This is a genomic window from Nonomuraea sp. NPDC050536, assembly GCF_044457685.1.
Lineage (GTDB): Bacteria > Actinomycetota > Actinomycetes > Streptosporangiales > Streptosporangiaceae > Nonomuraea.
Genome location: NZ_JBITHD010000001.1, coordinates 700,184 through 713,890 on the forward strand (window position 1 = coordinate 700,184; position 13,707 = coordinate 713,890).

Here is a 13,707-nt window from a genome sequence, read left to right on the forward strand (position 1 = left end):
CAACTTCCGCATCCATCGGATTTGATCTTTCCCGTTTGTCACAATCGGGGGAAATCGGCATGGCACGTTCCAGGGGGCGCGGGGTGGAGAAGGGCCCGAGGCGGCGGGGGCGGCGCCGCAAGAAGTCGCGAGGACCCTGGGGGTGGGTACTGGCCACGGCGTTCGCGCTGGTGGCGGCGGCTCTGGTGGCCGTGAGCACGCGGCATGCCGAGCCCCTTCGAACCGGGCTGATGTCAGGCCCGGCGCCGACCGTCTCGCAGATCGCACCGCAGGCGCAGGCCGCCTCGCAGGCGCAGCAGCCGTCGGGCGACATGCAGGCCAACGCCGAGTCGGAGAAGCGCGCCGACGGGCCGTCCAGGGACACCGACCAGAAGGCGGCCGAGTACTTCCGCACGCACTGGAACGACAAGGCGGCCGGCCGGCTCAAGGAGATCAGGACCGTCGGCGGCTACCTGCGCCTCTACACCGACCTGCCGGAATCGGCGCACAACTCGGCGGAGGCCGTCACGCTGTGCGAGCGCGGCCTGGAGTACCTGCGCCAGGAGGGCGTCGAGGAGCCCATCGTGTTCGTCCAGGCCGAATACGGCGACAACGGCAACCCGGTGCTGGCCAACGTCATCGGCCCGTCCGACACGAACTGCCGCCTCACGGACCCGGAACCCCGGTGACCGGGCCTCAGCCCGCCCGGTTCATCCGCAGGGAGATCGAGTTGATGCAGTAGCGGTCGTCGGTGGGCGTGGCGTAGCCCTCGCCGTGGAAGACGTGACCCAGGTGCGAGTCGCAGCGGGCACAGCGCACCTCGGTGCGGGCCATGCCGTGGCTGCGGTCCTCGATCAACCGCACGGCGTCCGACTCCGACGGCTCGAAGAAGCTCGGCCACCCGCAGTGTGACTCGAACTTCGTATCGGAGCGGAACAGTTCGGCCCCGCACGCGCGGCAGACGTAGACACCCTCGTCCTTGGTGTCGACGTACTCGCCGGTGAAGGGCCGTTCGGTGCCTGCCTCCCTGAGCACGTGGAACTCCTCGGGAGAGAGCTGGACCCGCCATTCGGCCTCGCTCTTGACCACCTTGTCCATGCCTCCAGCCTACGAGATCCCGGCAAAAAGAGATCTCCGCAGGGGGAAGCATCCATTCTGGGGTGATTTCGCGTCTTTGTAGGCATGGGGGCGCCATAGCTCCCTGCAAAGGGGTGAGATCATCGCCGGATCGCCCGAGCGGCACAGCCCACGCCCGTGCTGGCGCCGCCGGCGGTCACACAGGCCGGCCGGGCGACGCGCCAGCGCCCGGAACGGCGGAGGGCGCATGGTCTAGTGGTCCGGCGCGTCGAGCCCTGGTCCCGCCACCAGGTGCTCCGCCCGGACCCACCCCGAGCTTATTTATGATCTTGCTTGTCCGGCGAGGCTGCCGGCACCGTCCGCCCGCCGCACTTCGGTCGAGGGCCTGCTGGACAAGAGGATGATCTTGGGGGCGGGGTAGGTTCGGGGGCATGGCATCGCCGTACATAGAGCTGGAAGTGGGGGAGAGGACCGTCAAGGTCACCAACCCCGACAAGGTGTACTTTCCTGGGATCGGCGCCACCAAGCGTGAGCTGGTCGAGTACTACGTGGCCGTCGGGGACGGGGCGCTGCGCGCGCTGAGGGACCGGCCGACGAACCTCAAGCGCCACCCCGACGGCGTGCAGACCGACGCGATCTACCAGAAGCGGATGCCGCCCAAGTATCCCGACTGGCTGCAGACCGTGACGGTCACCTTCCCGAGCGGACGCAAGGCCGACTCGCTGCGCGTGACCGAGGTGGCCGCGATCGCCTGGGCCGCCAACCTGGGCACCATCGACTTCCACCCCTGGCAGGTGCGCGCCGCCGACGTGGAACGCCCCGACGAGCTGCGCATCGACATCGACCCGCATCCCGACACGCCCTTCGACCACGCGCGCAGGACCGCGTTCCTGGCGCGCGAGGTGCTGGAGGAGGCGGGCCTGACCGGGTTCGTGAAGACCTCGGGCAACCGAGGCGTGCACATCGCCGTCCGCATCCAGCCGCGCTGGGACTTCGTCGAGGTACGGCACGCGGGCATCGCGCTGGCGCGGGCCATCGAGGCCAAGGACCCCGACCTGGTCACCACGGCGTGGTGGAAGGAGGAGCGGGGCGAGCGCGTGTTCATCGACTACAACCAGAACGCCCGCGACCGCACCGTGGTCAGCGCCTACTCGATCCGCGCCAAGCCGGAGGCGCCCGTCTCGACGCCGCTGACCTGGCAGGAGCTGGAGGACGCCGACCCGCGCGACTTCGACATCCGCACCGTGCCCGCCCGCTTCGCCGAGCTGGGCGACGTGCACGCCGCGATCGACGACCACGCCTACACGCTGGACACCCTGCTGGAGTGGTACGAGAAGGACGATCGCGGTGACATGCCCTATCCCCCGAACTACCCCAAGATGCCGGGCGAACCGAAGCGGGTCCAGCCCTCCAAAGCCAGGGAGTAATCAACTGATTTCGCTTTGGTCACATTACTTGACTCTCGGTCTAATAGTTCGCAAGGCTCGCTTCCTACCTCGGGCGCGACAAACCGATTCGGGAGCCTGGATATGGCAAGAGCGCGACGACTGGCAGCCGCCGGAGCCTTGACGGCCTTCGTGGTGGGCGGGCTGAGCATCGGCATCGGCACGGCCAACGCACAGGCCGGCGACTCGTGCCTGCTGCCGCTGCTGCCGTGCGATACCCAGGCCGATCGCGGGCTGCAGCTGCCCGACCTGAAGCTGCCCAACCCGCTGGACAGCACCCCGGGCGGCCGGCCCGAGCCGCAGGACTCCTGGTCGCAGGGCCCCGAGGGCCCGCCGCAGGAGCACAAGCAGGACGACCACCCGTGGAAGCCGGTCGACCAGGACGAGCATCAGGTGCCGCAGGGCCACCCGGAGACCGGCGGCGGATGGCTGGCGCAGGGCACGACCGTGTGGCCGTTCACCGTGGGCGGCACGGCGCTGCTGGCCGGCGGCGGGCTGACCGGCTACGCCTTGCGGCGCAGGAAAGCGTAGGTGGGTCACAAGCTGATCCTGGCCGGGGCCGGCGCGGTGTCGCTGGCCGGGGTCTCGCTCATCCTCATGGGCATGACCGGCATCATCGGCGGCGGCGGTGACGAGCCGCCCGAGCCGTCGCCGATGACCCAGCGGACGGCCCCCACGCTGAACCTCCCCAAGAACCTGCGCCTGGCCCACGTGGCCGCCCCGATGACCGCCGCCCAGCCCTACGCCGTCTACATCCCGTCGATCGGGGTGGCGGCGCCGCTCATGGAGCTGGGTCTGGACGCGGGCGGCGCCATCCAGAACCCGCCGTTCTCCCCCTCGAACCTGGCCGGCTGGTACCGCTACGGCCCCGTGCCCGGCCAGCGCGGCGCTGCCGTGATCACCGGGCACCTGGATACCAAGAGCGGGCCGGCCGTCTTCGAGTACCTGCGCAACGTCAAGCGCGGCGCCCAGATCCAGGTGCTGCGCGCCGACCGCTCGGTCGCCGTCTTCGTGGTCGACAAGGTCGAGCACACCCCGAAGAGCACCTTCCCCACCAGGAAGGTGTACGGCAAGCTGTCCTACCCGGGCCTGCGGGTGATCACCTGCGGCGGCAGCTTCGACCCGGCGGCGCACAGCTACCGGGAGAACACGATCGTCTACGCCCACCTGGCGGCGCCGGTCTACCTCAAGAGCTGATCACGGGTCACGCGGCAGGCCGAGCGCGCGCTCGGCGATGATGTTCAACTGGACCTCGGTGGTGCCGCCGCCGATGGTGAAGGCCCGGGTGGTGAGGATCATCCGGTTCCAGTACCGGTCCGCCGGCGCCAGCGACCAGCAGAACTCCGAGATGGCCTGGGCGTGGCGCATGCCGAGCAGCTTGCGCACGCTCGAGGCCGGTCCCGGGTCGGCGCCGGCCAGCTGCGACAGCGTGACCCGCAGGCCGAGCGCGGAGATGGCCTGCCCCTCCGCCCAGTAACGTCCGGCCTGCTCGTGCTGCGCAGGGCTGATGTCCTGAATTTTCTGGATCAGTCGGATCATGTCGGTGTGCTGCGATCCGGGTCCCCACGAGTCGCCGAGCGCCACCCGCTCGTGGGAGAGCGTGTCGCGGGCCACCTTCCAGCCCTGGTCCACCTCGCCCACCACGAGGTCGTCGGGCACGAACACGTCGTCGAGGAAGACCTCGTTGAAGATCTCCTCCCCGTTGATCTCCTTCAGCGGCCTGACGGTGACGCCGCGACCCTTCATGTCCACCAGGAAGTACGTGATGCCCTCGTGCTTGGGCCTGTCCGGGCTGGTCCTGGCCAGGCAGATGCCCCAGTGCGCGTACTGGGCCAGCGACGTCCAGATCTTCTGACCGCTGATCGACCAGCCGCCCTCCACCCTGGTCGCCTTGGTCGTCAGCCCGGCCAGGTCCGAGCCCGCGCCGGGCTCGCTGAACAGCTGGCACCACACGATCTCGCCGGTGAACGTCTTCGGCAGGAAGCGCTCCTGCTGCTCCGGCGTGCCGTACTTGACGATCGAGGGGACCGCCCAGGCGGCGATGCCCAGGTTGGGGCGCTTGAGCTCGCGGAACTCCTGGTGGATCACGTACTGCTCGAGCGGCGAGGCACCGCGGCCCCACGGCTTGGGCAGGTACGGCATGATCCAGCCCTCCGTGGCGAAGCGGCCCAGCCTGGCCAGTGGCTGCTCGGCGGCCAGTTCGGCGGCGTGCGCGCGGATCTCGTCCCTGATGCCCGCGGCCTCGGCCGGCAGGTCGGGCTCCATGTCCCTGCGCACGCCGGCCAGCGCCAGCCGCGTCACCTCCCCGGCCCACGCGCCGGGGTCGCCCGCCAGCATCCGGTCACTCAGCGCCCGCCGGTAGTAGCGGTGGGCCTCGTGCTCGAAGGTGTAGCCGATCCCGCCGAGCACCTGGATCGCGTCCTGGGCGCACCCCACGGCCGCGTCGGGGCCGAGCACCGCGGCCACCGCCGCGGCCAGCCGTACCTCGTCTGACGGCTCGACTGCGCCGGCGGGCCGCTGGGGGTCCAGGGCGCGAGCCGCGTCCCAGACGGCGGCGCGGGCCTGCTCCAGCCGGACCAGGGCGGCGGCGACGCGGTGCTTGACGCCCTGGAACTGGCCGATCGGGCGGCCGAACTGCTCGCGCACCTTGGCGTAGTCCGTCGCGGTGCCGACCGCCCAGGCGGCCAGCCCGCACGCCTCGGCGCCCAGCAGCACGGCGGCCAGCTCCCTCACCGGCACCGGCCCCAGCGACCGCTCGTCGGGCACGGCCCTGACCCGCACCGAGCACAGCGCCCGGTCCAGATCGACCCCCTCGACGGGTTCCGCCTCGACGTCGTCCGGGTCGAGCAGGGCCCACCCGCCGTCCACGGGCACCAGGAACAGGTCGGCCTCGTGGCTCCCCAGCGCCTGGCCCGACGGGCCGAGGGCGACCGCCGCCGTCAGCGCGCCGCTGCCGAGGCCCCGCGGGATGTCCTCGGTAAACGGGTCGCCGGGCGGCCAGGCGATCGCCGCGGAGGCGATGAGGGCCGGCAGGTACGCCCCTGAGACCCGGAGCTCGCCGAGCACCTCCAGCGCCACGCACAGCTCGAGGAGCCCATGGCCTTCCCCGCCGTACTCCTCAGGCACGTGCAGGCTCAGCACGTCCACCTCGCCGCGCGCCGCCCGCCCGCGCACGGATTCGGCCAGCGTTCTGTGCTCCCAGGTCAACCCGATGCCCATGAGGAGACCCTAGAACGATATTCGGTTCATCTCCAGAGGCGGGACCGTCGTCATGGGGCCCCTGATTTCATAGTAGGTTCAGCCCGGGAATATCCATATAAAGCGGTCGCTGCATATTGGCCGACCGATTCGGGGGCTTTATCGACAGGCCTATTCAAGGGAGAATCGGGTGCTGGCCGATGAATTCTTCCTGGTCGCGTGGGATACGACGGGCTCGGGGAGGCCGCGCCTGCACGGGCACGGTGTCGCGTTGGGTCTGGCGGGTGCCCTGATCGGGGAGCTGGTCATGGACAACAGGGTCGCTGTGCGCGGCGCCCAGCTGCATCCCGTCGACCGGCGGCAGGTGGGTGAGCCTGTGTCCGACCGGGTGATCACCGACATGCTGGCCTCGCCGCAGCACACCGACGTGCGGACGTGGCTGGCGTATCTCGCGCAACGCTCCGTTGACGATGTTTCCGGACGGCTCCTTAATGCCGGATTTATGCGAAAGGAAACGCCAAAGCTCCTCAAAAATCGCCAGAGTCGCTATTTTTCGGATGATTTCGGTCGGGCCGTTTGGCCGGCGACCAGGCTCCGAATGGCGCTCGTCCGCGGCCAGCCGATGACGCCGTTCGACATGGCCCTGGCGGCGCTCGTCGACGCCTGCGGCATAACGGACACGGTGGTCGACGACCCCGCGGAACGGCGCACCGCACGCCGCTACCTGACCACGGTCCTGGCCGCGATGCCGCCCGCGCTCAGCGACCTGGCCAAGCACCTCGGCGCCGCCGTCGGCGACGCCGTACTGACGTATCGCACCTGAAGCTTCCGGACGAACCCCCCAGAAAGGAACGCGATGCAACCCCAGCAAGACCCGATCGCCGGCGCGCTCGCCGCGGACCGGCTCGGCGCCCCCTCCGTGGTGTACTTCGTGTTGTCGGCCGCCGCGCCACTCACCGTGGTCGCCGGAGTGATCACCACCGGATACGCCGTGACCGGCATCACGGGCCTGCCGATCGCCTTCCTCGTGGTGGGCGTGGTGCTGGCCGTGTTCGCGGTCGGCTACGTGGCGATGGCCCGGCACATGGCCAACGCCGGCGCCTTCTACACCTACATCAGCCGCGGCATCGGCAGGCCCGTGGGCATCGCCGGCGCCTGGGTGGCCCTGGTCGCCTACAACGCGCTGCAGGTCGGCCTGTACGGCGCGCTCGGCACCGCCGCGGTGCCGCTCATCGAGCGGTGGGCCGGCGTCTCGCCGCCGTGGTGGACGGTCTCGCTGGTGGCCTGGGTGCTGGTCGGCGTCCTGGGCATGATGCGCGTCGACATCAACGGCCGGCTGCTGGCCATCCTGCTGACCGCCGAGGTCGCGGTCATCCTGCTCTTCGACCTCGCCGACGTGGCGAACCCGGGTCCCGAGGGCGTGTCGGTGGCCACGCTGTCGCCCGGCGAGCTGTTCGTACCCGGGGTGGGCGCGCTGCTGGTCATCGCCACGCTGGGCTTCGTCGGGTTCGAGTCGTCGGTGGTGTTCTCGGAGGAGAGCCGCGATCCGCGCAGGACCGTCCCGACCGCCACGTATTCGTCGGTGGCCATCATCGCCGGCCTGTACGCCCTGTCGTCGTGGGCGATGACGGTCGCCACCGGCCCGTCGAAGATCGTGGACGTCGCCAGGAAGGAGCAGGCCGAGACCATCTTCAACCTCGCGGCCGCGCACCTCGGCGGCGTCGTGGTGGACATCGCCCGCGTCCTGTTCGTCACCAGCGTGTTCGCCGCGATGATCTCCTTCCACAACACCACGGCCCGCTACTTCTTCGCCCTCGGCCGCGAGCGGGTGCTGCCCGCCTTCTTCGGCCGCACCGGGATCCGCTCGGGCGCGCCGGTGGTGGGCTCGGCCACGCAGAGCCTCATCGGGCTGATCGTGATCGCCGTCTACGCCATCTTCGGGCTCGACCCGCTGGTCCAGCTGTTCTTCTACGGCGGCGCGTTCGGCGGGTTCGGCGTGCTGCTGCTGATCTTCGTCACGTCCCTGGCGATCATCGTGTTCTTCGTCAGGCAGCCGAGCGGCGAGAGCGCCCTGCGCCGCCTCGTCGCCCCGGTCCCGGCCGCGGTCGCGCTGGGAGTGATGGTCTGGCTCGGCGTGACGAACTTCGACGCGCTGCTCGGCGTGCCCAAGGGCGACCCGCTCACCTGGGTCCTGCCGCTGGTCTACGCGGTCGTCGCGCTGCTCGGCGCCGGGTGGGCGCTGTTCCTGCGGTACGGCCAGCCGAGCGTGTACTCCCTGGTCGGGATGGGCGCCAAGGCGGCCGCCCAATGATGATCCGGCGGGCGGAGCCCGGCGAGGCGCAGTCCGTGGCGGAGCTGGTCGCCACCGCGTTCCTGCCGATGCGGGCGACCGCCTACCTCGTACCCGAGCCCGAGCGCCGCCACCGGATCATCACGGCCGACTTCCGCATCCTCGTCGAACACGCGCTCGAGCACGGCCAGGTAGACGTGGTCGACGAGGGCCCCGCCGCCGCGGTCTGGTTCCCCGTGACCGGGCCGGTGCCGGAGCCGGCGGACTACGAAGCGCGGCTGGCGGCCGCCACCGGCGACTGCCTCGAGCGCTTCCAACTGCTGGACAAGCTGTTCGAGGCCAACCACCCGGCCGAGCCGCACCACCACCTGGCGTTCCTGGCGGTCCACCCGGACCGTCAGGGCCGGGGCATCGGCAGCGCGCTGCTGGAGCACCACCACGCGGCGCTCGGCGGGACGGCCGCCTACCTGGAGGCCAGCCACCCGAAGAGCCGCGACCTGTACGCCCGCCACGGCTACCAGGCCCGCGAGCCGTTCGCCCTGCCGGACGGGACACTGTTCTGGCCCATGTGGCGGCCGGGCCGGTGATCGGGCTTCCCCCGGTCCACGGATCGGGGGAAGCACGCCGTACCCGCCGCTAGGACTCGCCGAACTCCAGGTCCAGGGCCCGGGTGAAGTCGGCGACGGCGTCCTCGTGGCGCTCGAGCTCCTGGAGGATCTCGCCGCGCACGCGGTAGGCCCAGACATAGTCGGGGGCCAGCTCGATCGCGCGGTCGAGGTCCTTCAGCGCGCTGTCGTTGTCGCCCAGCTCGCTGCGGACCGCGCCGCGGACGGCCAGCGCGCGCTCGTTGTCCGGGTCCAGTTCCAGCGCGCGGGTCAGGTCGGCCAGGGCCTCCGGGTAGCGCTCCATCATGCGCAGCGCGTCGCCCCTGCGGGCGAAGGCCCTGGCGTACTCGGGATCGGCCTCCAGGGCCCTGCCGTAGTCGTCGACGGCCTCGGAGTACAGGTGCATCCGCTGGTAGAGGTCGCCCCTGGCCAGCCAGGAGTAGGCCAGCGTCTCGTTCATCGCGATGATCTTGGCGTGCTCGTCCAGCGCGTCCTCGAACCGGTCCAGGTCCGCCAGCGCGTTGGCGCGGGCCTCCAGGATCCACGGCGACTCGGGCGCCAGCAGCAGCGCGTGGTCGTAGTCGGCCATGGCCTCCTCCAAGCGGCCGAGTGAAGCCAGGGTCTGCCCGCGGGAGCCGAGCGCGTAGGAACTGTCGGGCTCCAGCCTGATCGCCTCGTCGAAGTCGGTGAGCGCGGCCTCATAGCGGCCGATCAGCCGGTGGCTCTCGCCGCGCAGCCGCCACGCGCGGGCGTTGTCGGGGATCAGGCCGATCGCCTCGGTCAGGTCGGAGACGGCCGCCTCGTACCTGCCCAGCGCGACGTAGGATTCGGCGCGGCTGCGCAGCACGGAGGCGCGGGACTGGGCCGCCGCCTCCGTGATCTCCTCGCTCATAGAGGGGAATCTATCGGACTAAGTCTGGATGATCGCCGCTTTCTCCCTGGTGTACTGCAGGACGGAGTCATGGCCGTAGCCGCTGTCCTTGACGCCCCCGAACGGCAGGCCGGGCGGCATCTGGCGGAAGGTGTTCACCCAGACGGTGCCGCTCTGCAGGTCCCGCACGAAGCGGTGGGCTCTGGACAGGTTCCTGGTCCAGAGCCCGGCGGCCAGGCCGTAGGCGGAGTCGTTGGAGATCGTCAGGGCCTCGTCGTCGGTGTCGAACGGGATGGCGACCGCGACGGGCCCGAAGATCTCCTCCTGACAGACCCGCAGCGCGTTGTCGGTCGCGGTGTACAGGGTGGGAGAGACCCAGTAGCCGCCCGGCATCCCGGGCACGACCTCGGCACCGTGGGTGCCGCCGAAGACCTTCTCGGCGCCCTCCTTCTCGGCCAGCTCCAGGTATCCGGTCACCCTGTCGTACTGGCCTCTGGAGACGATGGGGCCCATCTCGGTGTCGAGGTCGAGCGGGTCGCCGATCCGGATATTCGCCGCTATATCCTGGATTTTTCCGATCATCTCATCCCAGACCTGGCGGTGGATGAGGATGCGGGAGCCTGCCACGCAGACCTGGCCGGCGTTGCCCGTGTAGATCGAGTTGACCGTCACTCCCTGGGCGGCGGCGTCCAGGTCGGCGTCGGGGAAGACGATGTTCGGCGACTTGCCGCCCAGCTCGAACGTCAGCGGCTTGATCCCGGCGGCGCGCGTGATGGCCAGGCCCGTCTCCGTGGATCCCGTCAGGCTGATCTTGTGCACGCCGCGGTGCCGCACCAGCGCCTCGCCGACCTCCTCGCCCAGGCCGCTGACGATGTTGAGCACGCCGGGCGGGAAGACCTCCGCCAGCAGTTCGCCCAGCCGCAGCACCGACGCGGACGCCTGCTCGGCCGGCTTGACGATCACCGTGTTGCCCGCCGCCAGCGCGAACGCCGCCTTGGCGGAGAACGTCGAGATGGGGGAGTTCCACGGGATGATGCACAGGGCCACGCCGTACGGCTCGCGCCGCGTCATCCCCAGCGCGTCGGGGCCCAGGATGACCGTCTCGCCCTTGACGGCCTCCAGGCACTGGCCCGCGGCCAGCGTCCACAGGTGCGTCATGCCGGGCAGGTCCCGCTTGAGCGTGTCGCGCAGGATCCTGCCGTTGTCGCGGGTCTCCAGCCTGGCCAGCTCCTCGGCGTTCGCCGCGAAGACCTCGGCCACCTTGCGCAGGAAGTACGCCCTGCCGAGCGCGGGCATCGCCGCCCACTTCGGGAAGGCCGCGGCCGCTTTGGCGACGGCGTCCTCGGCGTCCTCGGGACCGCTTCTCGGGATCGTCGCCCACGGCTCGCCGGTGGCCGGGTTCACCGATTCCAGGGTCCTGCCGTCGCGTGCCGTCGTGAGCCTGCCGCCGATGAGGTTGCGATACTCAGTCACGCGCCCAAGCATATGCTTGCTTGCCTCCGCTCGGTAGGCGCACCCCGGTCGGCCAAAGTGTCGGTGACTCCTGCCACACTCGGATGCCATGGGAGAAGAAGTGCGGCTGAGAGACGTCGAGCAGGACGATCTCGAGGTGTTCTACCAGCAGGAGAACGACCCCGAGGCCACCAAGAGGTCGATGTTCGCACCCCGTGAGCGCGACCGGTTCATGACCCACTGGGCCGAGAGGATCCTCGGCGACCCCGAGGTCTTCGTCCAGACGGTCACGGTCGGCGGCGAGACGGCCGGCAACCTGGTGGCCTGGTGGGAGGAGGGCAAGCGCTTCGTGGGCTACTGGTTCGGCCGCGAATACTGGGGCCGCGGGATCGGCACCGAGGCGCTCCAGCTCTTCCTGCACCTGGAGAAGGCCCGCCCCCTCTACGCCGACCCCTTCGAGGGCAACACCGGCTCGGTCCGCCTCCTGGAGCGCTGCGGCTTCTGCCGCACCGGCATGATCCGCCACGGCGAAAACGAACACATCATGCTCGTCCTAGCCGACGACTAACCCACCCCACCCCCCAAGCGCACGCGACGTTCATCGAACCCACGCATACCGGCCTAGCCCGGAGCCCTGGCCCCCCACACCCACGCCTCACCACAGCCCCGCCTCCCCAAACAGAACCCACCCAAACCCCGCCACCAGGCCCCGCCGCTTCCCGCCCTGCCCAGGCGCCGGGTCGGCGAGACGGTGTGCGGTGGAGGCCGGCGCCCCTTTACGGCGGTCAGGCTGGTCGCGAGCGAGGAGCGTGCGGACCGGTCCTGGCCCCGGTCGCGAGGCCTTGCCGCTTCCCGCCCTGCCCAGGCGCCGGGTCGGCGAGTCGGTGTGAGGTGGGGGGCGGCGGGCCGTGGGGGCTGGGCGGGTATGGGTTGTGGGCGGCGGTGTCTGGGCTAGGGGTGCTGGTTGAACTGGATGATCTGGAGGTGGTTTCCGTCGGGGTCGGTGAACGTTGCGAAGCGGCCGGAAGGGCGATCCTCGGCGGGGACGAGCCAGTCCACGCCGGCCTCCCGCAGCTGCGCCTCGACGGCGTCGAAGTCGTCGACGTGGAAGTTGAGGATCATTCGGCCCGGCTCGTTGTTCTTCGCATCGACGTCGTCGCGCCGATCGATGACCAGCAGGAAGCCGCCGAGATCGATCGGGCCTTCGCCCTGGTGTCCTGGGGCGAGCGCCCTGCGGTACCAGTCACGCAGTTCCGCGGGCCGGGTCGTGCCAAGAAGGATGCTGCCGGGTTTTGGGGTGATCATTTCAGTTCTCCTCGTCGTCGATGGAATGGCTCTGGGAAGTGACTTCCGCGCTGTGGCGGCCGGATGTGGTTGCGGTCCCACTGCCGGAGGGGTGGGGGAGTCCCGCGCCGGGTCCGAGCGTGACGGGTACGCGGGCCGGTGCCGGCTCGCGTACCGATGATTCACGCGTGGGACTCGGTGGGCTCCGCTGCCGCGATGGCGGCGAACTCGCGCTCCAGCGCCTTGGCCGCACTCCCCTGCCAGCCTGAGGCCATGGTCTGTGACATGGCGTCGGGGAAGATGTCTTCCTCCTGGTTCTCCACGCCGTCGAAGATGGCTCGCGCGACCGATTGCGGCGAGGCCTTCGGGACGTCGAACTCGCGAGACATGTCGGTGTCGGTCGGGCCGATGAAGACGGCGTGGACCTTTACCCCCTGGCCGGCGAGAAGTGCCCGCTGTGCCTGAGTCAGGGAGAACGCGGCCGCCTTCGAGATCGAGTAGGCCGGGACGACCGGCAGCGGGGCGAGGGCCGCCAAGGACAGGTTGTTGACGATGGCACCTCGCGCACGGGTCAGCAGGGGCAGGAAGGCCTGTGTCACGCCGTGGGTGCCGAAGAGGTTGACGGCCAGGTGGCGTTCGAGCACGGCACGCTCGTTGAGATCGTCGTAGAGCGACACGCCGGCGTTGTTGACGAGAATGTCGAGCGCGGGGACCTTCTGGGCGGCCTGCTGCGTCTGTGCCGCGTCGGTCACGTCAAGCAGCAGGGGTGTGACCCGTTCGTCCGGGTGGGCGAAGGGGGCGCGCGTGCCGGCGTACACCTGCTGGGCGCCCCTGCGCAGGGCTTCGTCGAGCAGTGCCCGCCCGATACCTCGGTTGGCGCCGGTGATCAGGACGATCTTTCCTGTGATCGCGGTCATCTCAGGCGCTCCTTGACTCGGTGCCGGCCAGGCTGGTGGCCCAGCGCTTGGCGCGCAGCACAGTGGCGGTGTGCTGGTGGGCCGGGGCGTCCCCGTCCTCTTTCGGGTTGGGTTGCCCCTTCCCTGTGTTGATCAGGTTCCGCAGGCTGCCACCGAGGTAGCCACCCCACGCGTTGGAGCACACGTCGTAGCACTCGTACTGCGGAACCAGGCCCACGTGGGTGAAGCGGACCTCGGCGCCGCCGTCCTTTTCCGAGATCTCGAAGACGATCTCGGTGTCCTTCCATTCGGCCTGGTCTTCGATGAAGTTGAAGTAGTTGTCCAGGACGCGCCATGCGACCTTCCGGCCGGGCACGAGTTCCGTGACGCGGATCGTGCTGCGGTGGACGTCCTTGTAGCGGTGGTAGAACTCGCCGCCGACCTGGTCGGTGACGCCCTCGACCTCTTGCGACCACCAGCCGCCAACGTTGGTGATGGCCTCGAATGCTTCGTGGGGAGTCCGGTCCACCGTAAAAGTGGTGGTGAAATTCTGGGGAGCTTGCATCATGCAAGTCACCTTAACGTTAGGCGCTTTCATGACGCAAGTGCC

Annotated in this window: 15 protein-coding genes; 8 read left to right on the plus strand and 7 right to left on the minus strand. The window is 70.0% G+C overall.

Features of this window, described 5'->3' with window-relative positions:
• Window positions 1–59 precede the first annotated feature (59 nt).
• Entirely contained in the window at window positions 60–668 is a 609-nt protein-coding gene (locus ACIBHX_RS03580) for a hypothetical protein (protein ID WP_397063823.1), read from the plus strand.
• Between the two features lie 7 nt (window positions 669–675).
• On the opposite strand, the gene msrB is transcribed toward ACIBHX_RS03580, so the two are convergent.
• Window positions 676–1,077, minus strand: a complete 402-nt coding sequence (msrB, locus tag ACIBHX_RS03585) for a peptide-methionine (R)-S-oxide reductase MsrB (protein WP_397063825.1) — start codon at window positions 1,075–1,077, stop codon at window positions 676–678.
• A 410-nt stretch (window positions 1,078–1,487) separates the two neighbouring features.
• Here msrB and ligD point away from each other — a divergent pair, with 410 nt between their 5' ends.
• From ligD to ACIBHX_RS03600, 3 genes are all read left to right on the plus strand, one after another.
• Window positions 1,488–2,483, plus strand: coding sequence for a non-homologous end-joining DNA ligase (ligD, locus tag ACIBHX_RS03590; RefSeq protein ID WP_397063827.1), 996 nt, complete (start codon window positions 1,488–1,490; stop codon window positions 2,481–2,483).
• Window positions 2,484–2,585: 102 nt separating this feature from the next.
• A complete protein-coding gene (locus ACIBHX_RS03595; protein WP_397063829.1) occupies window positions 2,586–3,032 on the plus strand; it encodes a hypothetical protein in 447 nt (148 codons plus the stop codon).
• Window positions 3,033–3,698, plus strand: coding sequence for a class F sortase (locus ACIBHX_RS03600; RefSeq protein ID WP_397063831.1), 666 nt, complete (start codon window positions 3,033–3,035; stop codon window positions 3,696–3,698). It begins immediately after the preceding gene.
• Here the strand turns inward: ACIBHX_RS03600 and ACIBHX_RS03605 are convergent, their stop codons facing one another.
• Window positions 3,699–5,720 (minus strand): acyl-CoA dehydrogenase, encoded by a 2,022-nt coding sequence (locus ACIBHX_RS03605; protein ID WP_397063833.1) that lies wholly within the window; start codon window positions 5,718–5,720, stop codon window positions 3,699–3,701.
• A gap of 169 nt (window positions 5,721–5,889) precedes the next feature.
• Between ACIBHX_RS03605 and ACIBHX_RS03610 the strand changes: the two genes are divergently transcribed.
• Genes ACIBHX_RS03610 through ACIBHX_RS03620 form a run of 3 tightly spaced genes read left to right on the plus strand, consistent with a single transcriptional unit; the run spans window position 5,890 to window position 8,576 of the window.
• Window positions 5,890–6,522 (plus strand): GPP34 family phosphoprotein, encoded by a 633-nt coding sequence (locus ACIBHX_RS03610; protein WP_397063835.1) that lies wholly within the window; start codon window positions 5,890–5,892, stop codon window positions 6,520–6,522.
• 33 nt (window positions 6,523–6,555) lie between these two features.
• Window positions 6,556–8,010, plus strand: coding sequence for an APC family permease (locus ACIBHX_RS03615; protein ID WP_397063837.1), 1,455 nt, complete (start codon window positions 6,556–6,558; stop codon window positions 8,008–8,010).
• Window positions 8,007–8,576, plus strand: coding sequence for a GNAT family N-acetyltransferase (locus ACIBHX_RS03620; RefSeq protein WP_397063839.1), 570 nt, complete (start codon window positions 8,007–8,009; stop codon window positions 8,574–8,576). Before ACIBHX_RS03615 ends, ACIBHX_RS03620 begins: the two co-directional genes overlap by 4 nt.
• 49 nt (window positions 8,577–8,625) lie before the next feature.
• Here the strand turns inward: ACIBHX_RS03620 and ACIBHX_RS03625 are convergent, their stop codons facing one another.
• Both ACIBHX_RS03625 and ACIBHX_RS03630 read right to left on the minus strand, forming a co-directional pair.
• The gene (locus ACIBHX_RS03625; RefSeq protein WP_397063840.1) at window positions 8,626–9,486 is read right to left on the minus strand and encodes a tetratricopeptide repeat protein; all 861 of its coding nucleotides are present in this window, start codon (window positions 9,484–9,486) and stop codon (window positions 8,626–8,628) included.
• A gap of 18 nt (window positions 9,487–9,504) precedes the next feature.
• Window positions 9,505–10,938: an aldehyde dehydrogenase family protein gene (locus tag ACIBHX_RS03630; RefSeq protein ID WP_397063842.1), complete on the minus strand. Its 1,434-nt coding sequence runs from the start codon at window positions 10,936–10,938 to the stop codon at window positions 9,505–9,507.
• A gap of 88 nt (window positions 10,939–11,026) precedes the next feature.
• On the opposite strand from ACIBHX_RS03630, the gene ACIBHX_RS03635 reads away from it, so the two are divergent.
• Window positions 11,027–11,485 (plus strand): GNAT family N-acetyltransferase, encoded by a 459-nt coding sequence (locus tag ACIBHX_RS03635; RefSeq protein WP_397063843.1) that lies wholly within the window; start codon window positions 11,027–11,029, stop codon window positions 11,483–11,485.
• A gap of 383 nt (window positions 11,486–11,868) precedes the next feature.
• Here the strand turns inward: ACIBHX_RS03635 and ACIBHX_RS03640 are convergent, their stop codons facing one another.
• From ACIBHX_RS03640 to ACIBHX_RS03650, 3 genes are all read right to left on the minus strand, one after another.
• A complete protein-coding gene (locus tag ACIBHX_RS03640; RefSeq protein WP_397063845.1) occupies window positions 11,869–12,222 on the minus strand; it encodes a VOC family protein in 354 nt (117 codons plus the stop codon).
• A 161-nt stretch (window positions 12,223–12,383) separates the two neighbouring features.
• On the minus strand, window positions 12,384–13,118 hold the full coding sequence (locus tag ACIBHX_RS03645) for an SDR family NAD(P)-dependent oxidoreductase (protein WP_397063847.1): 735 nt from the start codon (window positions 13,116–13,118) through the stop codon (window positions 12,384–12,386).
• Window position 13,119: 1 nt separating this feature from the next.
• Window positions 13,120–13,665 (minus strand): SRPBCC domain-containing protein, encoded by a 546-nt coding sequence (locus ACIBHX_RS03650; protein ID WP_397063849.1) that lies wholly within the window; start codon window positions 13,663–13,665, stop codon window positions 13,120–13,122.
• Window positions 13,666–13,707 lie beyond the last annotated feature (42 nt).